Below are 20377 nucleotides of genomic sequence, written 5' to 3'. Positions count from 1 at the left end.
CGGCCCTGGCCGCCCGCGCGAGCTTAACGGCCCTGACCGCCCGCGCGAGCGAAACGCCCCTCCCCGCCCGCGCATTGCGCCGCGCACCCCCTGCTCCGCGTGATGCCCGCCACCGTCCGTGACGTGACGTGCGCCACCGGCCGGGGCGGAATGCCCTTGGGCGGCACGGGGGATGACGAACGGTCGAGGGGCCGTGGCCGCCGGGGGGCGGCGCACGGCCCTCGGGCTTCTCCCGCCTTCCTGTCGAACCTGTCGAACTTGTTGAACTTGTTGAACTTGTTGAGCCGCGCCGCGGGTCAAGGCGAATCCCTTCCCTCTGTACCTACTGGTATGTACAGTGGACGGTATGACCACCCAGGACCGCCTCATCGAGAGCACCCAGGCCCTCCTCTGGGAGCGCGGCTACGTCGGCACCAGCCCCAAGGCCATCCAGCAGCGCTCGGGCGTCGGCCAGGGCAGCATGTACCACCACTTCGCCGGCAAGCCCGACCTCGCCGCCGCCGCCCTGCGCCGCAGCGCCGAGCAGATGCGGGGCATCGCCGAGGCTGACCTCGCCGCCCCCGGCACCGCGTACGACCGGATCGCCGCCTACCTGCACCGCGACCGCGAGGTGCTGCGCGGCTGCCGGATCGGCCGGATGGCCCAGGATCCGGACGTCGTCGCCGACCCGCAGCTGCGCGCCCCGGTCGAGGAGACCTTCGACTGGCTGCGCGGCCGGATCGCCGAACTGGTCGCCGAGGGCCAGGCGCACGGCGAGTTCGCCTCCGACCTCGACCCGGCGGACACCGCCGCCGCCGTGGTCGCCGTCGTCCAGGGCGGCTACGTGCTGGCCCGCGCCGCGGACAGCGCCGCACCCTTCGAACAGGCCGTCCGCGGTGCCCTCGGTCTGCTCGCCGCCCGCCGCCGGGTCTGACGGATCCCGACCGCGGACCCGCCGCCCGAGCCCAGGAGCCCGCCGTGCACGCCATGCAGTACGAGATCACCCTCCCTGCCGACTACGACATGGGCATCATCCGCAAGCGCGTGGCCGACAAGGGCCACCTGCTCGACGCCCACCCCGGCCTCGGCCTCAAGGCGTACCTGGTCCGCGAGCGCGGCCAGGACGGCTCGCCGGTCAACCAGTACGCGCCGTTCTACCTCTGGCGCACCGCCGAGGGCATGAACGCCTTCCTGTGGGGGCCCGGCTTCCGCGGCCTGAGCGCGGACTTCGGCCGCCCCGCCGTCCACCACTGGCTCGGCGCGGGCCTGACCGCGGGCACCCGGACCGTCGCCCCGACCACCGCCACCCGCGCGACCGTACGACTCCCGGAGACCGCCGACCCGGCCGAGGCCGTCGAACGGGCCCTGGCCGAACTCCCGGCACACCCCGCGCTGCACACCGCCGCCGTCGCCGTGGACCCGAGCCGTTGGGAACTGCTCAGCCTCGCCCTCTGGCACGGCCCGGCCCCCGAGGCCGCGCCGGGCACCCGCTACCGGGTGCTGCACCTGTCCCGCCCCGAACTCGACCGGCTGCCGGCCGGCCGCCACTGGTGAAAGGTTCCGCCACCGCTATGCCAACCTCCCCGATCACCGACCCTGCTCCCGCCGGCCTCGTCCCCGCCGGCCTCAGCCCCGCCCCGTTCGACCGCGAAGCCGGCTACGCCCTGCTCGCCGACCTGGCCGGCCCGGCCGCCGCCGCCACCCTCGGCGGCCTGGACTCGCTCGCCCCCGGCTTCCCCGACTGGATCGTCACCAGCCTCTTCGGCGGCACCTACCAGCGCCCGGGCCTCGCCCTGCGCGACCGCCAGATCGCCAACCTGGCCGCGCTCACCGCCCTCGGCGGCGTGGAGCCGCAGCTCGCCGACCACGTCCGCAACAGCCTGCGGATCGGGATGACGCGCGAGGAGATCACCGAGGTGATCGTCCACCTGGCCCCGTACGTCGGGGTCCCCAAGGCCCTGGCCGGCCTCCGGGTCGCCACCGCCACCTTCGCGGAAACCGACGCCCCCGCGACCGACGCCCCGGCGACCGACGCACCGGAGGAGGAGGCGTGACCGCCGCCCGCGCCGTACGGACCGTCCTGGGCGACGTCGCCCCCGCCGAGCTGGGCGTCACCGACTCCCACGACCACCTCTTCATCCGCAGTCCGCTGCTCCCCGGCCAGGAGCTGGACGATCCGGCGGCCGCCGAGGAGGTGCTGCGCGGGTACGCAGCCGCCGGCGGTCGCACCTTCGTCCAGTGGACGCCCTGGGGCATGGGCCGGGGCGCGGCCGCCCTCGCCGAGCTGTCCCGCGCGACCGGCGTGCACGTCGTCGCCGCCACCGGCGCGCACCAGGCGGCCCACTATCCGGAAGGCCGCCTCGCCGGCCCCGCCCCACATGCCGACCCCGCCCCGCACGGCGACCTCGCCGAGCGCTTCGTCGCCGAGCTCACCACCGGTCTCCCCGGCGCCCCCGAGGGCGTCCGCCCCGGCCTGATCAAGATCGCCGACGACGCCGGCCCGCTGACCGCGCACACCCGTCGGACGACCGCCGCCGCGGCCGAGGCGCACCACGCCACCGGCGCGCCGATCGCGGTCCACCTCGAACCCGACGGCGACCCGCACGGTGTCCTGCGCCGACTCCACGGACGGCACGGAGTCAGCCCCGACCGGATCGTCCTCGGCCACCTCACCCGCTTCACCGACCGGGCGATCCACCGCAGCCTGGCCGCCGAGGGCGTGTTCCTGGCCCTGGACAGCCCCTCCCGGATCGGCCACCCCGCCGACCTCCAGGCCTTCGACGTGATCGCCGACCTGGTCGAGGCCGGCCACGCCGACCGGCTGCTGCTCGGTGCCGACACCACCACGAGGACGGCCCGTGCGGCGGGTGGCCCCGCCCGGCTGCTCACCGACCTCGCCCCGCGGCTGGCCCGCACCTTCGGGCCCGAGCTGCCCGACCGGCTGCTGGTCGCCAACCCGGCGGCCGCCCTGGCCGCCGACTGGCGCACCCCCTGAAGCCGTCCCGGCGCAACCCCTGAAGCCAGAGCTGAAGCCAGCGCTCCTGTGGCCGTGTCCACCCGCTGGGGTTTCAATCCGAGTAGCCCCTGCCCGGACCACGCCCCAGAGAGGCGGTCCCGACGATGCACTCGTGGCTCGCTCCCGCCCGGCTCGCCGTAGCGGCCTTCCTCGCCGTCGCGCTCTGCTTCGCCGGCTACCACGCGGCGGCCGGCGGCTCCGGGGTGGTGGTGAACTTCTTCAGTTACTTCACCAACCTCGGCAACCTCGCCGCGATGGCCGTCCTCGGCTACGGCGGCTGGGCCGGAACGACCGGCCGCCGGCCCGTACCGGACGCGGTGCGCGGGGCGGTGGTGCTCTACCTGGCGATCACCGGACTGACCTACGGCACACTGCTGGCGACGTACCCGGCGCCACTGGTGATCCCGTGGGTGGACGACGTGCTCCTCCGCGCCATGCCCCTCGTCGTGCTCGCCGACTGGCTGATCGACCCGCCCGTCCGGCCGATCCGCCCCACGATGGTGCTCGGCTGGCTGGCCTTCCCGCTGCTCTACCTGGCCTACGTGCTGCTCCGCGGCCACGCCGTCGACTGGTACCCGTACCCGTTCCTCGAACCCGCCCGCCACGTCGGCTACCGCCGGATCGCGGGGGCGTCCTTCCTGATGGCGGCGGCCCTGCTGCTCCTCGGCGCCGCCGTCGCCGCCCTGGGCAACGCGCTCGGCGCCCACCGTGACGCCCGGCAGGGTCTGGTTCCGCGCGGCCGTCACGCCTGGGCCCGGACGACCGGCTGACGGCCGTCGCCGCACGCTCGTACGGTGGACTCCGTGCTGACCCTGCGGACGCTGACCGCCGACGACCGGCCGCTCTGGCGCGACCTCCGCCTGTCCGCCCTGACCGGCTGATCGAGGAGGTCGAGCGCTGGGCCCGCGCGGACGGCGGCAGCACGCTGCGGTTGGCGGTGCTCCCCGGGAACGAGGCCGCGCTCGCCCTCTACCGCCGCCACGGCTTCGTCCCGCCCGCCGAACCCGACGACCCGACCACCGGCTCCGTCGACCCCTCCGGCCCCGCCGTCCCGCCCGCAGACCCCGGTGCGCGCCTTGCCGACCCCGGCGACCCGCTCGCCGACCCCGGTGCGGCCCTCGCCGACGGAACCACCCGTGAACTGCTGCTGGCGAAGCCGCTGGACTGACCGGTGTGCCCGCGAGCGGGGCCTGTGCCGGATGGGGGGCGGCACAGGCCCCGCCGCCGATCGGCCGGACGGCTCACATGTGGGTGCCGCCGTCGATGCGCAGCTCGGTGCCGGTGACGAAGGCGCCGTCGTCGGAGGCCAGCATGGCGATCACGCCGGCCACCGTGTCCGGGCCCGCGAAGCCCTGGCCGAGGGCGGGGGAGAGCTTGGCGAGCAGGCTGAAGTCGGCGTCGGCGGGCAGGCCGGGGTTGTTGGTCATGCCGCTGTCGATGCTGCCCGGCGCGACGCAGACCGCGCGCAGGCCCTGCTTCGAGTACTCGGAGGCGATGGCGTGGGTGAAGGACTGGATGCCGCCCTTGGTCGCGGCGTACGCGGCCATGTAGGGGTGGGCGAAGCTCGCGGAGGTGGAGCTGAAGTTGATCACCACGCCCCGGCCGGTCGCGAGCAGGACGGGGAGCGCCTCGCGGGTCATCAGGAAGGTGCCGGTGAGGTTCACCGCCAGGAGCTTGTTCCAGAACTCCAGGGTGGTCTCGTGGGTGTGCGAGGAGCGGAGGATGCCGGCCGCGTTGACCAGGACGTCCAGGCCGCCCAGGCCCGCGATCGCCTCGGCCACGCCCGCGACCACGGCGGATTCGTCCGAGATGTCCAGGACCTGGATCGTCAGGCGGTCGGCGGTGCCGTCCGCGGTCGCGCGGTCCAGGGTCTTCTTCAGGCCGTCCTCGTTGACGTCGACGGCGACGACCTTCCCGCCCTCGGCGAGGAGCCGGTGCACGGTCGCCTGGCCGATGCCAGAGCCGCCGCCGGTGATCAGGACGTTCCGTCCGCTGAAGCGCTCCATGGTGGTACTCCGTTCGTTCGCGGTCTCTCGACCTCAAGGGGCACGGTACGCCGGTCTGGCACGTCGTGCCAATAAGTCTCGATGTGCCATGTCGGCGCGATGCGTCATGGCAGTGCCCGGATGCGTACGCTGACCCTTGTGACCGGACGCCCGACCCTGACCCAGCGCCGCCGTGACGCCACCCGGCTGGAGATCGCCCGCACCGCCGCCGCGCTCTTCGCCGAGCAGGGCGCGGAGGCGACCACCGCCGAGGAGGTCGCCGACGCCGCGGGCATCTCGCTGCGCACCTTCTACCGCTACTTCTCCGTCAAGGAGGACGCCGTCGCCCCGCTGCTGGCGGCCGGTGGGCGGCGCTGGGTCGACCTGCTGGCCGAGAGCCCGGCGGACCTCCCGCTGCGCGAGGCGCTGGAGCGCTCGGCGGTGGAGTCGCTGACCCCGGCCGACGACGCGGCCGTCGAGGCGATGCACTGGACCCGCAGCCTGCTGCGCGACCCCCGGCTGGACGGCACCTGGCAACGAGTCCACGCGGGCTCGGAGGAGCGACTGCGGTCCGTGCTGGCCGAGCGCAGCCCGGCCGGCGCCGACCCGCTGGAGATCCGACTGGCCGCCGCCGCGGCCACGGCGGCGATCCGGGTGGCCCTGGAGCAGTGGGCCGCCTCCGACGCGGCGGTGACCGGCCCGGGCTCCCCGCAGGACCTCGGCGCCCGCTGCATGCGCGAGCTCACGGCGGGGCTGGGGCTCTGGGCGCGACCGGCCGGGGCGTGGCCCCACGCTCGCAGCCGTACAGCCGCCGATCAGCTTCCTCCCAGCTCCCGCTAGGGTTGGACGTCGCGCCCCGGTGGGGGAACCGGGGTGAACTCCTCGGATGTCCCTGAGCGGAGGGGGCGTGGAGTTCGAGGCGTGGGAGCAACTGGAACATGGGTCTGACGAGCCACAAGGTGCTGGCGCTGACCGTGCTGGTCGCGGTCGTGATGATGGTCGGCACGGTCTGGCTCTGGCCCAGACTCGCCAGGAAGAGCTGGCAGGCAGTGCTCGGCCGGATCGGCGCGCTGCTCGCCACCCAGCTCACGGTGCTTGCCGCGCTCGGCCTGGTGGCGAACAACTACTTCGCGTTCTACAGCAGTTGGGACGATCTGCTGGGCACCGGCAGCACCGGCCCGGTGGTGATACACAACAAGGCGGACGCCTCCGGCCGCCTGCTGGTGGAGACCATAGGCCAGGCCTCGGTCAAGGGCGGCGGCGCGATGGGCCGTGAGCCGGGCCACTCCGGCGAGATCCGCAAGGTCCGGATCGACGGCAAGGTGAGCCGGCTGTCGACCGAGGGGTACGTCTACCTGCCGCCGCAGTACTTCCAGCCCGAGTACGCGCAGAGGCAGTTCCCGGCCGTGATCGTCAGCACCGGATTCCCAGGAATCGCCGAGAACCTGATCACCCGCTTCAACTACCCGGGTGCCGCGCTCAAGCTGCTGCAGGAGGGCCGGATGCAGCCGACCGTCATGGTGATGCTGCAGCCCTCGCCCGCCCTGCCGCAGGACACCGAGTGCGAGGACATCCCCGGCGGCGCCCAGTCGGACACCTACTTCACCAAGGACGTCACCTCGGCGATCCAGGCCAGCTACCGGGTCTCGTCCGACCCGCACGCCTGGGCCTTCATGGGCAACTCGACCGGCGGCTACTGCGCCGTCAAGATGGCCATGCGCCACCCGGACGTCTTCCCGACCGCCGTCGCCCTCTCCGGCTACTACGACGCCGCCGACGACCCGACCACCGGCGACCTCTTCGGCGGCAGCAAGCAGCGCCGCGACGAGGCCAACCTGATGTGGCGGCTGAAGAACCTGCCGCAGCCCGACATCTCGGTGCTGCTGGCCGGCACCAAGAAGGGCGACGGCAACTACAAGCCGGACACCGAGGCGTTCATCGACGCGGTGCACAGCCCGATGAAGGTCTCGTACAGCATGCTCGAGAACGGCGGCCACAACTTCGAGACCTGGAGCGCCCTGCTGCCGTCCTCGCTGGAGTGGCTGTCCCAGCACCTCAGGGTGCCGAACCAGCCGAACCAGCCGGGCGAGCCGAACGCCTCGGGCCAGCCGAACCAGCCGGGCCAGGCGAGCCAGACCGCCTGACGTCACCGCCGTCCGACGCCGTCCGACGTCATCTGAAGCCGTCCGACGCCGTCCGGAGAGAACACGCCGAACCCCCGGAGCCGAGGCCCCCGGGGGTTCGTGCGTGCTACGGGGCGGCGCCGGTCAGGCCACCCGCTCCAGCGTCCCGGTGTGCAGCTGGCCGACCCGGCCGCCCTCGCCCTCGAAGGTCCAGAAGGCCCGTACGGTCAGCGCGTTGAGGTCCATCACATGGCTGACGGTGATCCCGCTCTGCTCCGTCCAGCTGACGAAGTAGATCTCCGGTGCGACCTCGGCGACGTGCAGCCGCACGTCTTCCCACTGGCCGGCCGACTCGCCGAGGCCCTCCCAGCGCAGCCGAGTGCCGTCGGCCGAGTAGCTGTTGCGGAAGGCCGCGCCGTTGTCGGCCCGGAAGACGTAGGTACGGCCGGCGAAGGCGGGCAGGGACGCGGTCATGGTGGGGCGGGACCTCTTCTCGGGAGTGCGGGACGGACCGTGCGGTCGGGCTCGGTGCACTTGTGCACCGCGGAAAACGCCAGGGTTCCAATTTATCCGATCGGTCGGACTCGGGCGGCCCCACGCCACGGTACGGTCCGCCACCGTCACGCCGTCCACCGTGTGCTCCCGGCGCATGGGGCGCCGCCCGTACGGCGGTCCTACCGTCCACGCCCACGAGACGCACCACCCCCACGAGACCTCGCACCAGGCGCGCCCCCGCCGCGACCACCTGGAGCCGGCCTGGGTCGCCGGAGACCGAGGGCCAGGTGGCCGAGAGCCAGGTGGCCGACTGGCTCGGCTGATCGCCCGGCCACGGTCGCGAGGTTGATCAACTCGGCCACCACGGAGCGTCGTTGATCGACACCACTGTGAGCTGTGCGACAACCGGCCGGATCAGGTTGTCCGTTCACGGACGGCCTGCCTAGCCTGCATCCGTCGTCCGCTGTCGCGGACCCCGCCGCCGGGACGCCGAGTCCTGTCCACCCGCCGGCCGGCACTCGAGCACCACAGCGGACGGGAGCGGGGGAACCAAGGTCAGCGCCCGGTCCGTACGCATCAGCGTGCGGACCGTGGCTAGGGGTGAAGCCGCTCCACAGGCGGCCGGGCAACTGCAGCCCGAATCCGACAGCTCACCTCGCAGGCGTCGCAGAGGACCCCCCATGCACCAGCCTGCCGGGCGCCGTCGCGCCCCTCGCCACGCCCGTCCGACCCGCCGCGGCCGCAACGCCGCCCTCGCCGCCACCGGGGCGCTCGCGATCAGCGGCGCCGGCCTGCTCGGGCTGCCGTCCGTCGCCGGCGCCCAGGCCGCCACCGCCCCGACCGTGACCCAGGACCGGCTCGCTCCGGCCGCCATGGTCGCCGGCCGGGCCGCCACCGCCTCGCTGGCCCTGCACTCCTCGTCCTGCTTCACCGCCAAGACGGTCGGCGTCGGCGTCCGCGACGCGCGCGGCACCAACCTGGACTTCCCGGGGAACGCGACCAACGTGCAGATATGCCCGACCGGGCTCAACTTCACCAGCGGTGCGCGCACCCTGCCGGCCGGAACGTACACCCAGTTCGGCTTCTGGCAGGACTTCGGCGGCAGCTGGCACAACCTGCCCTCGCAGCAGCTGGTGGTCGCGGCCACCGGTACGTCCACGCCGACCCCGTCCCCGACGACGGCGCCCACCACGGCACCGACGGCGACGCCCACCACGACGCCCACCACGGCACCGACGGCGACGCCCACCACGACGCCGACCGCCACGGCCACCCCGACGACGCCCGCGCCGTCCTCCCCGATCGCCGGCAAGTCGCTGACCTGGTCCGACGAGTTCAACAGCCCGATCGACTGGGGGCAGCGCTGGGTCGGCGACAAGAGCACCGCGTACAAGTACGGGAACCACAACCCGGACGACAACAAGCTCGACTGGCTGAACAAGAACAACGTCACCGTCGCGAACGGCGTCGCCACCTTCACCGCCACCCCGGGCGGGCCCACCCTGGAGAACGGCCAGCAGTCCTGGAACACCGGCTTCCTGACCACCGAGGGCTCCACCGAGGGCTTCCAGGTCAAGACCGGCGACTACGCCGAGGCCCGGGTCAAGATGCCCTCGGGCGCCGGCGCCTGGCCTGCCCTGTGGACCTGGAAGAACGGCAACGGGGAGATCGACTCCTTCGAGTACCACCCGGACAACCCGAACCTGCTGGAGTTGACCAACCACATCAACCCGAGCAACCCCGAGTACTACACCGATGCCAAGGCCGTCGCCAAGGACCAGTGGGTCACCATCGGCACCTACTACGGCGCCAACTCGGTGGACTGGTACGTCAACGGCGTCAAGGTGTATTCGGACAACAAGGGCGTGGGCACCAACTTCTCGGCGTACCTGATCCTCAACCTCTCGGTGTGTGCCGGGAAGTACCACCCCGCGCCGCAGGGGACCGCCCCGATCACCATGGCCGCCGACTACGTCCGCGTCTACCGCTGACGGTAGCCGCCGGGCCCGCGTAGCCACCGGGCCCGGGTAGCCGCCGGGTCCGCGTAGCCCCCAGGACCAGCCGCTCTCATGGACCGGCAGCCGTTTCGACCACCGTGTGGTCGAAACGGCTGCCGGTTCTTGCGTTCAGGTCCCTGTGTTCAAGCCCATGCGTGGCAAGTGAGTTGACGACACGTCAGGGTGCCAGGACCTGTCCGAGCCGGGTCGCGATCTGCTGCATCACCGGCACCAGCGAGGACGCCCCCGTCTGCTCCTCCAGTGCCCGGATCCGGGCCTCCGGGCCGGACACCGATAGCGCGGTGGGCGTCGGCGCGCCCGGCACCGCGAGGGCGATGCAGCGGACGCCGATCTCCTGCTCCTGGTCGTCGACGACGTACCCGCGCTCGCGCGCCTCGGCGAGCTGGTCCATCAGCTCCTGCGGGTCGGTGAGGGTGTACTCGGTGTGCGCGGGCAGCGGGTTGGGGCCCAGGACCGCGCGCGCCTCGTCCTCCGGGAGCTGGGCGAGCAGGGCCTTGCCGACGCCGGTGCAGTGCGGCTGCACCCGCCGTCCGACCTCGGTGAACATCCGCATCGAGCGCCGCGACTGCACCTGTCCGACGTACACCACCTCGCCGCCCTCCAGTACCGCCAGGTTGGCGGTCTCGCCGGTGGCCTCCATCAGCTCGGCCAGGTACGGGCGGGCCCAGCTGCCGAGCAGTCGGCCGGCCGTCTCGCCGAGCCGGATCAGTCGGGGGCCGAGGGTGTAGCGGCGCGCGGTGTCCTGGCGGACATAGCCCTGCTGCACGAGGGTACGGACCAGTCGGTGGATGGTCGGCATCGGGAGACCGGAGCTGGTGGAAAGCTCACTGAGGGTGGCCACGCCGCCCGAGTCGGCCAGCGCCTCCAGGAGTTGGAAGGCGCGCTCGACGGACTGCACGCCGCCGCTCGCGCGGTCGGCGCCTGTCGTCGATGCTGTGTCGGGGGTCGCAACCACCGGCGTTCCCTTCGCTGTCGGGGAGGAGTAGAGTCCCGGCGATCTCTTCAACAAACCGTTGAAATTCTGTATCGCGGAAACTAGTCTCCACCTTACAGAATCGAACTCGCCGACAGGCGGGTAACGATCGAGGAAGTTCCCGAGGAGGCTCCCACCGGAGCTCCCTTCGCCAGGCTCAACCGTCTTAGGAGTGTCCTGCTCATGGCTGCAGATCAGGGGCCCGTCGGCGCCTCCCCCGCCGCTCCGGTCGTCACTGTCGCCGGTCCGCGCGTCCACCGGGCCGAGGAGGTGCTCACCCCGGAGGCGGTCGCCTTCGTCGTGGGCCTCCATCGCGCCTTCGAGGGTCGCCGACAGGAACTGCTGGCCAGGCGGAAGAGTCGACGCGCCGAGATCGCCCGCACCGGCACGCTGGACTTCCTCCCCGAGACCGCCGACGTCCGGGCCGGCGACTGGAAGGTCGCCGAGGCGCCGCGCGCCCTCCAGGACCGCCGGGTCGAGATCACCGGCCCCACCGACCGCAAGATGGTCATCAACGCCCTCAACTCCGGGGCGAGGATCTGGCTCGCCGACTTCGAGGACGCCACCTCCCCGACCTGGGAGAACGTGGTCAGCGGCCAGGTCAACCTGATCGACGCCTTCGAGGGCCGGATCGACTTCACCGGCACGGCCGGCAAGGCCTACACCCTCAAGCCCGCCGCCGAACTCGCCACCGTCGTGGTCCGCCCGCGCGGCTGGCACCTGGACGAGAACCACCTGCTGGTCGACGGCGTCCCGGTGGCCGGAGCGTTCGTCGACTTCGGCCTGTACTTCTTCCACAACGCCGCCCGGCTGCTCGCCAGGGGCGCCGAGGACCCCAACTCCGGGCCCTACTTCTACCTGCCGAAGACCGAGAGCCACCTCGAGGCCCGGCTCTGGAACGACGTGTTCACCCACGCCCAGGCCGAGCTGGGCATCCCGCACGGCACCGTCCGGGCCACCGTGCTGATCGAGACCATCACCGCGGCCTTCGAGATGGACGAGATCCTCTACGAGCTGCGCGACCACGCGGCCGGCCTCAACGCCGGGCGCTGGGACTACCTGTTCTCGATCGTGAAGAACTTCCGCGACGCCGGCGAGCACTACATCCTGCCGGACCGCAACAGCGTCACCATGGCCTCGCCGTTCATGGCCGCCTACACCCGCCTGCTGGTGCGCACCTGCCACCGGCGCGGCGCCCACGCGATCGGCGGCATGGCCGCCTTCATCCCCAGCCGCCGGGACCCCGAGGTCAACGCCGCCGCGCTGGAGAAAGTCAAGGCGGACAAGGACCGCGAGGCCGGCAACGGCTTCGACGGCTCCTGGGTCGCCCACCCGGACCTCGTCCCGGTCGCCCGGGCCTCCTTCGACGCGGTGCTCGGCGAGCGGCCGAACCAGAAGGACAACCCCGGCCCGACCGAGCCGGTCACCGCCGCCGACCTGCTCGACATCGCCGGCGCCGGCGGCACCTGCACCCGCGCCGGGCTGCACAACGCCGTCCAGGTCGGCGTCCGCTACATCGAGGCGTGGCTGCGCGGGCTCGGTGCGGTCGGCATCTTCAACATGATGGAGGACGCCGCCACCGCCGAGATCTCGCGCTCGCAGACCTGGCAGTGGATCCACAACGGGGTCGTGCTGTCCGACACCGGCGAGAAGGCCACCGCCGAGCTGGTGCGCACCCTGGTCGCCACCGAACTGGCCGAGCTCCGCGCCGAGTTCGGCGACCAGGCCTACCAAGCCGGCCGCTGGCGCGAGGCCGCCCAGCTCTTCGAACAGGTCGCCCTGGCCGAGGAGTTCGCGGACTTCCTGACCCTCCCCGCGCTGCCCCTGCTGGGCTGAGCACCAATCTATCCGCCGGCGCCACCGCTGCCGCCTGCCGGGCTGTAGCAGTCCCGCCGCCCAATGCTCCGTTCCGTACGGCGACGAATCCACCTGTCCTCTCGTCGCCGTACGGAACGGTCTTTTCTTTCTGAGGAGTTCACTGATGGCACGCATCTTCTTCAACGGCCAGGCGATGGTCGGCGGACCGTTCCACGAGAAGGTCGCCGACGCCCTGATCGGCCCGGCCCGCACCGCGCCCGGCTACCGCTTCTTCTCCATCGACCACAGCGGCGGGACGGACGTCTGCCCGGGGCTGCTGCCCGCCCCGGAGGTCGACAGCGCGATCGAGGGCGAGCTGTACGAGATCAGCCTGGAGCGTCTGCGGGACGTCATCCTGCCCGGCGAGCCCAGGGAGCTGGAGCTCGGCGTGATCGAGCTGGAGGACGGCTCGGCGTGCTTCTCGATGCTGCTGGCCCGCGGCGAGGTCGAGCGCGGCGTGCACCGGGAGATCACCCACCACGGCGGCTGGCGCGCCTACCTGGGGACGCTGGGGCGTACGGCCTGAGGCACGTGGCCTGAGGCGCATCGCCTGAGGCACGTGGCCTGAGGTGAACGGATAACAGCGAACAGCGAACAGCGGACAACAAACAGCGAACAGATAACGGATGACAACTTTCGTCATCTGTTATCTGTTCGCTGTCGTCTGTTCCTTCTCTGTTCCCTCTCCGCCCCGCCCTCCGCGCACGCCGCGGCCCCGAACCCTCGCCGTGGGTTCGGGGCCGCGGGTCCGTACACCTTGCCGGGTGTACGGAGTCCGGGTCGCGCACCGTCCCTGGGCGCGCTCCCGGAGCTCCTTGGTGTTGTCGGGCGGAGGACCGTCAGACCGGGCGGGAGGCCAGCTCCTTGGCCGCGCGGGCGCAGGCGCGCGCGATCCGGTCCTCGTTGACGGTGGTCAGCTCGCCCTTCTCGACCACGGCGTTGCCGTTGACGAACAGCGTCGCCAGCGGCGGCAGCGCGCCGAAGGTGAGGGCCGCGACCGGGTCGGCGATCGAGGAGTGCATGACCCCGTCGATCTTCCACAGCGCCAGGTCGGCCAGCTTGCCGGCCTCGATCGAGCCGATCTCGTTCTGCCGCCCGAGCACCCGGGCGCCGCCCATGGTGCCCAGCCGCAGCGCCTGGCGGCCGGTCAGCGCGGTCGGGTAGCCGTGCAGGCGGTTGATCAGCAGCGCGTTGCGCAGTTCGGTGCCCAGCTCGCCGGACTCGTTGGAGGCGGTGCCGTCGACGCCGAGCCCGACCGGTACGCCGGCCTTGAGCATGTCCGGGACCCGGGCGATCCCGGCGGCCAGCCGGGCGTTGGAGGACGGGCAGTGCGCCACGCCGGTGCCGGTCTCGGCGAACTTGGCGATGTCGGAGTCGTTCATGTGGACGCAGTGCGCCATCCAGACGTCCTCGCCGAGCCAGCCGACCGATTCGAAGTAGTCCGTCGGCCCCATGCCGAACAGCTCCTTGCAGAACTGCTCCTCCTCGGCCGTCTCGGAGCCGTGGGTGTGCAGCCGGACGCCCTTGCGGCGGGCGAGTTCGGCGGACTGGCGGAGCAGGTCGGTGGAGACCGAGAAGGGCGAGCAGGGCGCCAGCGCGACGTGCAGCATCGAGCCGAACGAGGAGTCGTGGTAGCGGTCCACGGCGGCCTCGGAGGCGGCCAGGATGTCGTCCAGCTCCTCGACGGCGTGGTCCGGCGGCAGCCCGCCGTCCTTCTTGCTGCGGTCCATCGAGCCGCGCAGCGCGGTGAAGCGCAGGCCGAGCTCCTGGACGGCCTCGATGGAGGCGCCGAGGACGTCCCCGCCGTCCTTGGGGAAGACGTAGTGGTGGTCCGAGGCGGTGGTGCAGCCGGACTTGAGCAGGGCGGCGGCCGAGCCCTGGCTGGCGGCGTGCACGAGCTTCTCGTCGATCCGGGCCCAGGTCGGGTAGAGGGCGACCAGCCAGTCGAACAGGATGTTGTCCTGGGCGAGGCCGCGGGTGATCCACTGGTAGAAGTGGTGGTGAGTGTTGACCAGGCCGGGGGTGAGCAGGTGGCCCTCGCCGTTGATCCGGTGCACCACGTTGTCCAGCCAGTTCGGGGCGGCGCCGTTGCCGACGGATTCGATCCGGTTGCCGAGGATGACCACGTGGCCACGGGTGTACTCGGTGTCGACGGCGTCGACGGTGGCGATCGCGACGTTCTCGATCACGATCCGCTGGTCGGCGGGCGGGGGCTGGACTGCCATGGTGTCACTCCTATGGGGGAGGGCCAGGAGGGGCGCGCACTCAGTGGCGCGCGCCCCAGCCCGGACCGGTCAGGACGGTGTCGCCGTCGGCACCGTCGCGCCGGAGCCCTGGCTGGATCTGGATTCGGATCCAGATCCAGATCCAGATCCAGATTCGGACCCGGATCCGGATTCGGACCGGCGGGCGGCTCCGACGTGGTGGAAGAGCAGGTTGAGCAGGACGGCCATCACGCAGCCGGCCGAGATCCCCGAGTGCATCAGGGTCCGGACGGCCTCCGGGAAGGCGTCGTAGAAGGCGGGCACAGCGATCGGGATGATGCCGACCCCGAGCGAGACCGACACCAGGATGGTGTTGGCACTGGACTCCATGCCGGCCTCCGCGAGGGTGCGGATCCCGCTCGCCGCGACCGTGCCGAACAGCACGATCCCGGCGCCGCCGAGGACGGGCTGCGGTACCAGGGAGACGACCGAACCGAGCACGGGGAAGAGCCCCAACAGGATCAGGATGCCTCCGCCGGCCGCGACCACGAAGCGGCTGCGGATCTTGGTCAGCGCCACCAGCCCGATGTTCTGGGCGAAGGCGCTGGCGGCGAAGCCGTTGAAGACGGGGCTGATCGCGGTGGCCAGTCCGTCGGCCCGCAGGCCGGCGGCGAGCGTGGGTTCGTCGGCCTCGCGCTCGACGATCTTGCCGAGGGCGAGCATGTCGGCGGTGGACTCGGTCATCGAGACCACCATGACGATGCACATCGAGATGATCGCGGCGGCGTCGAACATCGGCGCGCCGAAGTGGAACGGCGACGGGAGCGCGAAGACCTTCGCGTCCTGGACCGCGCCGAAGTCGGCCAGCCCCAGCGGGAAGGCGATCAGGGTGCCGAACGCCAAGCCGATGAGCAGGGACAGCTGCTGCCAGAAGCCGCGCAGCAGCCGGTTGCAGAGCACCACCGCGACGAGGGTGATCGCGGCGAGGCCGATGGCCCGCATGGAGCCGTACCCGGGGGCGCTCGGCGAGCCGCCGCGCGCCCAGTTCACCGCCACCGGGAGCAGGGACACCCCGATGAGGGTGATCACGGTGCCCTGGACGACCGGGGGGAAGAACCGGATGAGCTTGCAGAAGTACGGCGCCGCGACGAAGCACAGGACCCCCGCGACGATCACCGCGCCGAAGATCACCGGGAGGGCGTTCTTCGGACCGTGTTCGTTGGCGATGGCGATCATGGGCGCCACGCCCGCGAACGACACGCCGTTCACGAACGGCAGCCGCGCGCCGATCTTCCAGACGCCGAGGGTCTGGAGCAGGGTGGCCAGTCCGGCGGTGAACAGGCTGGCCGATATCAGCAGGGCGAGGTCGGCGGCGGAGAGCCCGACGCCGGCGCCGACGATGAGCGGGGGTGCGACGACCCCCGCGTACATCGCGGCGACGTGCTGGAGCCCGGTGGAGAACAGCTTCACCGGTGGCAGCACCTCGTCCACGGGGTGGGTTCCGGAGCCGGACGGCCCGCCGGGGAGGCGGATTGAGGTGCCGTCCGGGCCCGGGGTTCTTGCTGGGGTGGAACCGCCGTCGTTACTGCTGGTGTTGCTGGGTGCCATGTCGAGCCCCTCTTGTGCCCGTGGCTCCCGGCGCGCCCGTGGCGCTGGAGACCCCCGAGGGCGGGACGGCGGAGCAAGGATCCCTCGGGACGCTTCTCCAGTGCCCCGGGCCGGCCGCCGCGAGGCAGACACGAACTCCGGTTGGTGGGGGTGGAGAAACAGGTGGTGCGGGAACGGGTGGTACTGGAACGGGTGGTACTGGAACGGGTGGTACTGGAACCGGTGGTGCGGGAAGGCGTGGTGCGGGCGGGGGCGGGGGAGGTCAGACGACCGGGATGACCGGGACGACGCCCTCGCGGTGCACGGTGCCCTCGATCAGGCCGTACATCCGGTCCGCCGCGTAGTAGACCTCGTTCTCGTTCTTGAGCCCGAAGGGCTCCAGGTCGACGAGGAAGTGGTGCTTGTTGGGCAGTTCGAGACGTACCTCGTCAACCTCGGCGCGGTTGTTGAGGACCCGGGTGCCCATCGAGTGCAGGGTCTGCTGCAGCGAGTAGGAGTAGGTCTCGGCGAACGCCTCCAGCATGTGCCGCTTCACATGGGTGTAGGAGCGGTTCCAGTTGGGCTGGGCCTCGCCGTCGCGCCCGCTGTAGCCGTACTTCCAGCGGGCGGTGACCTGGGTGGCGAGGATGCGGTCGTACGCCTCCTGGAGGGTGGTGTACTGGTCCTTGATGTAGCCCCAGAACTCCGAGTTGGTGGAGTTCATGACGATGAGGTCCTTCAGGCCGGAGATGACCTGGACCTTCTCGCCGTCGTAGACGACCTCGGTGGTGCGGGTCTCCTGGCCGTTGCGGACGAAGGAGTGGCCGACCTCCTCGGAGCCGATGAAGCGGGCCGAGCTGTCGGGCGTCCGGATCCGGTCCCAGGTGTACTCCTCGATCCGGATCCGGGCGCTGTGCACGACGCCGCGCTCGGTGTCGTCGACGAAGTGCCGGGCCAGCAGGATGCCGAAGGCCTCGGCGGAGTCGATGCCGTACTCCTTGGCGAAGGCGTAGACGGTGTTCTTGGTGGTGTCGGTGGGAAGGCAGTTGGCGTTGGACCCGGTGAGGTGGACGTCCTCGAACTCGCCCTGGAGGGAGACCGAGACGTTGAGGTCCTTGATCTCGTGCCGCGTGGAGTCGCGGTAGACCCGGACGATGCGGTTCTCCGCCTTGCCGTACTGGTTCTGACCGAGCACGTGGGCCATGACAGGCTCCTAAGCTTCCAGGTCGGTCTACTAGCTTCCGCGGTAGACCGAGTATCCGAACGGGTTCAGCAGCAGCGGCACGTGGTAGTGGTGCTGCTCGGGCGCGACCGTGAAGACGATCGAGACCTCGGGGAAGAACGGCGGCTCGGCGGACTTCAGCGCGTAGTACGCGCCGGTGTCGAAGAGCAGCCGGACGACCGAGCCCGCCTCCACGGCCGGCAGGTCCTTGACCCGGCCGTCGGAGTCCGTGGCGGAGGTGCCGAGCACCTGCCAGCCACCCTCGGTGTGCAGTGCGAGCTCGACCGGGACACCTTCGGCCGGGCGGCCGAGGCTGGTGTCGAGCACGTGGGTGGAGATGCCAGTCATGGGTGAAGTGACCTTACTGATGGCAGAGGTGATGGTGCGTCAGATCGCGAATGGCGGCCGTCCGGGACGGGGGCGCCCCGCCCACGAATCATTCTTGACGAAGCGTCAGGAAGCGTCGAGGAGGCGGTTGAGCCGAATGTCGTTGATCTTGCGCAGCTCGCCCCGGACGATCTCCGCCTCGGTGGCGGGGTCGTTGGGCTGGCGCTCGCGCAGCGCCGCGAGCATGGTGGCCGCGGTACGGCCGGTCGCGCAGATCAGGAACACGTGGCCGAACTTGGCCTCGTAGTCGGCGTTGGCCTCGCGCAGTTCGTCGAGGACCGCTTGGTCCACGCCCTGGAGGCCGGCCTGTTCGCGCTCGGAGGTGGCGTCGCCCGTCTTGGGCTGGCCGATCCGGGCGTGTCCGGCCATCGCGTCGCGCAGGTCCGCGTCGGTCAGGCCGGCCATCGCCGCCGCGTTGGCGGCGAGCAGGGCCTCCCGGCTGGACCAGGGCTCGGCCTCCGCGACCGCGGCGGCCCAACGGGGGCTGGAGCATACCTCCAGCAGGATCTCCGCCAGTTCCGCGGCATCGGCTGCGGCCAGGGCGTCAAGGGCGTGGGGGTGGTTGGTCACGGGTGGACCTCCTGAAGAGTGGTGCCACCCGGAAAAGCTAGATCGGCCCCACCCGGCCGTCAACAGTTTGTTGAACTGTTGGTGGTTACGTTTTGAACCGGCCTGCGATGCGGGGCCCTTTCGTGTGCGATTCGCCAAGTGTGCCCCGCCGTGGGCCGGTCCAGACTTCTCGGCACCGGCGGGGTCACCCGTTCGGCGGCTCCTCGCGGGCCGCGCTCAGGACGGCTTGGAGCCGTCCTGGCGGTTCAGGTAGTTGTACACGGTGAAGCGGCTGACGCCCAGGGCCGAGGCGACCGTCTCGACGCCGTGGCGGACGGTGAACGCGCCGCGCTCCTCCAGGAGGGCGACCACCCGCTGCTTCTCCCAGCGGTCCAGCTCGGCCAGCGGGCGGCCGTCGAACTGCCGGGTCATCTCGGCCAGCAGCCGGTCCAGCGCGCTGCTCAGGTGCGGCAGCCGGACGGCGAGGGCCGGGGTGCCCTCCCACTCCAGGACGACGTCCTCGGCCTTCGCCTCGTCCAGCGGGACGGGCGTCGCGCCGACCGCGTCCAGCAGCGGCTTGACCGCAGCGGCGAGCGGGTGTTCCACGTGCTCGGTCACGGCGTACCGCCCTCCTCGCCCAGCAGGCTGACCTGGACGGAGATGCGGGTCGCCCCGGCCTCCAGGGTCTCCCGGAGCAGTCGGGTCACCGCGGCGAGGACCTGCTCGGCCTCGCCCTCGGCGCCGGTCCCGAAGGGCCCGACCGACACGTCCAGGCCGGCCTCGTCGACGACCTTGCGGGCCGCCGCGGCGTGCTCGGGGAACGTGTCCAATTCGAACGGTTCTGTCGTGAACTCCACCATCAATCGCACCTGCTCACTGTATCGAGCGGGGGTGGGCGGTGGCAGGGGCTGGGCGATCGAACAGTCGCGGGCCTGGTGGGCGGGCCCCTTCGGGCTACTTCAACAAAATGTTGCGGCAGCCTTGACACCCGCTCGGCAGGCCGGAGATGCTTCCACCACACAGAATCCCTCTTCCGGATCGTGGAAGTTGCGGATGAAGGAAGAGAGAGTGAGAGGTGATGGACGTGACGGCGGCTGCCAAGCACGGCTTCACGGTCAACCTGTCGATCCTGTTCGGCGAACTCCCGCTGCTGGAGCGCCCCGCGGCCGCCGCCGCGGCCGGCTTCACGGCCGCCGAGCTCTGGTGGCCGTTCGGCACCGAGCACAGCCCGGGTCGGGCCGAACTCGACGCGCTGCGCAAGGCGTTCAGCGACGCCGGGGTCCGGCTCACCGGCCTCAACTTCCTCGACGATCTCAGCCAGGGCGCCCGGGGCACCGTCTCGGTCCCGTCCGAGCGGGACCGCTTCCGGGCCAACGTCCCGGTCGCCGCGGAACTCGCCGCCTCGCTCGGTGCCACCGCGCTCAACGCGCTGTACGGCAACCGGATCGAGGGCGTCGAGTCGGCCGAGCAGGACGCGCTGGCGCTGGAGAACCTGGTGCTCGCCGCACGGGCGGCGCACGGGATCGGCGCCGTCCTGCTGATCGAGGCCCTCAACAAGGCCGAGTCCCCGGACTACCCGCTGGTCTCCGCGGCCGCGGCCGTCGAGGTGGTCGACAAGGTCAACGCCGCCACCGGCCTGGGGAACGCCCGGTTCCTCTGCGACCTCTACCACCTGGCCAAGAACGGCGAGGACCTGGCGGCCGTCATCGACCTCCACGCCGACAAGATCGGCCACGTGCAGATCGCCGACAACCCGGGCCGCAACGAGCCCGGCACCGGCGAGCTGGACTTCGAGGACCTGTTCGCCCGGCTCAGCGCCGCCGGCTACACCGGCTCGATCGGCCTGGAGTACCGGCCCTCGACCGGCGTCAGCGCCGACAGCTTCGACTGGCTGCCGCGCGAGCTGCGCGCGGCCCGCTAGGGCCTGTCCGGCGGCAGCCCGGCAGGCGCCGGCGCGGCCGGGCGTCACACCCCTCCCCACC

Annotated in this window: 22 protein-coding genes and 1 riboswitch; of the genes, 12 read left to right on the top strand and 10 right to left on the bottom strand. The window is 71.8% G+C overall.

The window, feature by feature from the left end; all coding sequences use genetic code 11:
- The first annotated feature begins 346 nt into the window (after positions 1-346).
- From ACZ47G_RS29600 to ACZ47G_RS29575, 6 genes are all read left to right on the top strand, one after another.
- Positions 347-913 (top strand): TetR/AcrR family transcriptional regulator, encoded by a 567-nt coding sequence (locus tag ACZ47G_RS29600; protein WP_465747823.1) that lies wholly within the window; start codon positions 347-349, stop codon positions 911-913.
- Positions 914-957: 44 nt separating this feature from the next.
- Entirely contained in the window at positions 958-1533 is a 576-nt protein-coding gene (locus ACZ47G_RS29595) for a DUF4865 family protein (protein WP_465747821.1), read from the top strand.
- A 17-nt stretch (positions 1534-1550) separates the two neighbouring features.
- Positions 1551-2033, top strand: a complete 483-nt coding sequence (locus tag ACZ47G_RS29590) for a carboxymuconolactone decarboxylase family protein (RefSeq protein WP_465747819.1) — start codon at positions 1551-1553, stop codon at positions 2031-2033.
- Positions 2030-2974: a phosphotriesterase family protein gene (locus ACZ47G_RS29585; RefSeq protein ID WP_465747817.1), complete on the top strand. Its 945-nt coding sequence runs from the start codon at positions 2030-2032 to the stop codon at positions 2972-2974. Before ACZ47G_RS29590 ends, ACZ47G_RS29585 begins: the two co-directional genes overlap by 4 nt.
- 125 nt (positions 2975-3099) lie before the next feature.
- Complete coding sequence (locus ACZ47G_RS29580) at positions 3100-3765, top strand: Pr6Pr family membrane protein (protein WP_465747815.1); 666 nt, start codon at positions 3100-3102, stop codon at positions 3763-3765.
- Positions 3744-4163, top strand: coding sequence for a GNAT family N-acetyltransferase (locus ACZ47G_RS29575; RefSeq protein ID WP_465747870.1), 420 nt, complete (start codon positions 3744-3746; stop codon positions 4161-4163). Before ACZ47G_RS29580 ends, ACZ47G_RS29575 begins: the two co-directional genes overlap by 22 nt.
- A gap of 73 nt (positions 4164-4236) precedes the next feature.
- On the opposite strand, the gene ACZ47G_RS29570 is transcribed toward ACZ47G_RS29575, so the two are convergent.
- Positions 4237-5001: an SDR family NAD(P)-dependent oxidoreductase gene (locus ACZ47G_RS29570; protein ID WP_465747813.1), complete on the bottom strand. Its 765-nt coding sequence runs from the start codon at positions 4999-5001 to the stop codon at positions 4237-4239.
- Positions 5002-5139: 138 nt separating this feature from the next.
- On the opposite strand from ACZ47G_RS29570, the gene ACZ47G_RS29565 reads away from it, so the two are divergent.
- Both ACZ47G_RS29565 and ACZ47G_RS29560 read left to right on the top strand, forming a co-directional pair.
- On the top strand, positions 5140-5820 hold the full coding sequence (locus ACZ47G_RS29565; RefSeq protein ID WP_465747811.1) for a TetR family transcriptional regulator: 681 nt from the start codon (positions 5140-5142) through the stop codon (positions 5818-5820).
- A 98-nt stretch (positions 5821-5918) separates the two neighbouring features.
- A complete protein-coding gene (locus ACZ47G_RS29560) occupies positions 5919-7124 on the top strand; it encodes an alpha/beta hydrolase (RefSeq protein WP_465747809.1) in 1206 nt (401 codons plus the stop codon).
- Positions 7125-7247: 123 nt separating this feature from the next.
- Here the strand turns inward: ACZ47G_RS29560 and ACZ47G_RS29555 are convergent, their stop codons facing one another.
- Complete coding sequence (locus ACZ47G_RS29555) at positions 7248-7577, bottom strand: phenolic acid decarboxylase (RefSeq protein ID WP_465747807.1); 330 nt, start codon at positions 7575-7577, stop codon at positions 7248-7250.
- A 561-nt stretch (positions 7578-8138) separates the two neighbouring features.
- Positions 8139-8257, top strand: a riboswitch (cyclic di-AMP (ydaO/yuaA leader).
- Positions 8258-8278: 21 nt separating this feature from the next.
- Between ACZ47G_RS29555 and ACZ47G_RS29550 the strand changes: the two genes are divergently transcribed.
- Entirely contained in the window at positions 8279-9589 is a 1311-nt protein-coding gene (locus tag ACZ47G_RS29550) for a glycoside hydrolase family 16 protein (RefSeq protein ID WP_465747805.1), read from the top strand.
- A gap of 184 nt (positions 9590-9773) precedes the next feature.
- On the opposite strand, the gene ACZ47G_RS29545 is transcribed toward ACZ47G_RS29550, so the two are convergent.
- On the bottom strand, positions 9774-10571 hold the full coding sequence (locus tag ACZ47G_RS29545; RefSeq protein ID WP_380450859.1) for an IclR family transcriptional regulator: 798 nt from the start codon (positions 10569-10571) through the stop codon (positions 9774-9776).
- A 201-nt stretch (positions 10572-10772) separates the two neighbouring features.
- Here ACZ47G_RS29545 and aceB point away from each other — a divergent pair, with 201 nt between their 5' ends.
- Complete coding sequence (gene aceB / locus ACZ47G_RS29540) at positions 10773-12425, top strand: malate synthase A (protein ID WP_465747803.1); 1653 nt, start codon at positions 10773-10775, stop codon at positions 12423-12425.
- Positions 12426-12570: 145 nt separating this feature from the next.
- Positions 12571-12972, top strand: a complete 402-nt coding sequence (locus ACZ47G_RS29535; RefSeq protein ID WP_465747801.1) for an allophanate hydrolase-related protein — start codon at positions 12571-12573, stop codon at positions 12970-12972.
- Positions 12973-13285: 313 nt separating this feature from the next.
- Here the strand turns inward: ACZ47G_RS29535 and ACZ47G_RS29530 are convergent, their stop codons facing one another.
- The 7 genes from ACZ47G_RS29530 to ACZ47G_RS29500 form a co-directional block, all read right to left on the bottom strand.
- Complete coding sequence (locus ACZ47G_RS29530; RefSeq protein ID WP_465747799.1) at positions 13286-14671, bottom strand: 8-oxoguanine deaminase; 1386 nt, start codon at positions 14669-14671, stop codon at positions 13286-13288.
- 69 nt (positions 14672-14740) lie between these two features.
- Positions 14741-16258 (bottom strand): nucleobase:cation symporter-2 family protein, encoded by a 1518-nt coding sequence (locus ACZ47G_RS29525; protein ID WP_465747797.1) that lies wholly within the window; start codon positions 16256-16258, stop codon positions 14741-14743.
- A gap of 262 nt (positions 16259-16520) precedes the next feature.
- On the bottom strand, positions 16521-17441 hold the full coding sequence (pucL, locus tag ACZ47G_RS29520; RefSeq protein WP_465747795.1) for a factor-independent urate hydroxylase: 921 nt from the start codon (positions 17439-17441) through the stop codon (positions 16521-16523).
- A gap of 30 nt (positions 17442-17471) precedes the next feature.
- Positions 17472-17807 carry a hydroxyisourate hydrolase gene (uraH, locus tag ACZ47G_RS29515; protein WP_188309321.1) on the bottom strand — a complete coding sequence of 112 codons (336 nt, stop codon included), beginning with the start codon at positions 17805-17807 and terminating at the stop codon, positions 17472-17474.
- Between the two features lie 105 nt (positions 17808-17912).
- Positions 17913-18416, bottom strand: coding sequence for a 2-oxo-4-hydroxy-4-carboxy-5-ureidoimidazoline decarboxylase (gene uraD / locus ACZ47G_RS29510; protein ID WP_465747793.1), 504 nt, complete (start codon positions 18414-18416; stop codon positions 17913-17915).
- Between the two features lie 216 nt (positions 18417-18632).
- Positions 18633-19013, bottom strand: coding sequence for a helix-turn-helix domain-containing protein (locus ACZ47G_RS29505; RefSeq protein WP_465747791.1), 381 nt, complete (start codon positions 19011-19013; stop codon positions 18633-18635).
- Entirely contained in the window at positions 19010-19264 is a 255-nt protein-coding gene (locus ACZ47G_RS29500) for a thiamine-binding protein (protein WP_465747789.1), read from the bottom strand. Before ACZ47G_RS29500 ends, ACZ47G_RS29505 begins: the two co-directional genes overlap by 4 nt.
- Before the next feature lie 209 nt (positions 19265-19473).
- Between ACZ47G_RS29500 and ACZ47G_RS29495 the strand changes: the two genes are divergently transcribed.
- Positions 19474-20316: a TIM barrel protein gene (locus ACZ47G_RS29495; protein ID WP_465747787.1), complete on the top strand. Its 843-nt coding sequence runs from the start codon at positions 19474-19476 to the stop codon at positions 20314-20316.
- Positions 20317-20377 lie beyond the last annotated feature (61 nt).

It is taken from the genome of Kitasatospora sp. NPDC030952 (assembly GCF_055571335.1).
This window is presented reverse-complemented; position numbering and strand designations above follow the sequence as displayed.

Coding starts and splice junctions, on each gene's coding strand:
- ACZ47G_RS29600 (WP_465747823.1), top strand. CDS start 347: ATGACCACCCAGGACCGCCTCATCGAGAGCACCCAGGCCCTCCTCTGG.
- ACZ47G_RS29590 (WP_465747819.1), top strand. CDS start 1,551: ATGCCAACCTCCCCGATCACCGACCCTGCTCCCGCCGGCCTCGTCCCC.
- ACZ47G_RS29580 (WP_465747815.1), top strand. CDS start 3,100: ATGCACTCGTGGCTCGCTCCCGCCCGGCTCGCCGTAGCGGCCTTCCTC.
- ACZ47G_RS29570 (WP_465747813.1), bottom strand. CDS start 5,001: ATGGAGCGCTTCAGCGGACGGAACGTCCTGATCACCGGCGGCGGCTCT.
- ACZ47G_RS29560 (WP_465747809.1), top strand. CDS start 5,919: ATGGGTCTGACGAGCCACAAGGTGCTGGCGCTGACCGTGCTGGTCGCG.
- ACZ47G_RS29555 (WP_465747807.1), bottom strand. CDS start 7,577: ATGACCGCGTCCCTGCCCGCCTTCGCCGGCCGTACCTACGTCTTCCGG.
- ACZ47G_RS29550 (WP_465747805.1), top strand. CDS start 8,279: ATGCACCAGCCTGCCGGGCGCCGTCGCGCCCCTCGCCACGCCCGTCCG.
- aceB (WP_465747803.1), top strand. CDS start 10,773: ATGGCTGCAGATCAGGGGCCCGTCGGCGCCTCCCCCGCCGCTCCGGTC.
- ACZ47G_RS29535 (WP_465747801.1), top strand. CDS start 12,571: ATGGCACGCATCTTCTTCAACGGCCAGGCGATGGTCGGCGGACCGTTC.
- ACZ47G_RS29530 (WP_465747799.1), bottom strand. CDS start 14,671: ATGGCAGTCCAGCCCCCGCCCGCCGACCAGCGGATCGTGATCGAGAAC.
- ACZ47G_RS29525 (WP_465747797.1), bottom strand. CDS start 16,258: ATGGCACCCAGCAACACCAGCAGTAACGACGGCGGTTCCACCCCAGCA.
- pucL (WP_465747795.1), bottom strand. CDS start 17,441: ATGGCCCACGTGCTCGGTCAGAACCAGTACGGCAAGGCGGAGAACCGC.
- uraH (WP_188309321.1), bottom strand. CDS start 17,807: ATGACTGGCATCTCCACCCACGTGCTCGACACCAGCCTCGGCCGCCCG.
- ACZ47G_RS29495 (WP_465747787.1), top strand. CDS start 19,474: ATGGACGTGACGGCGGCTGCCAAGCACGGCTTCACGGTCAACCTGTCG.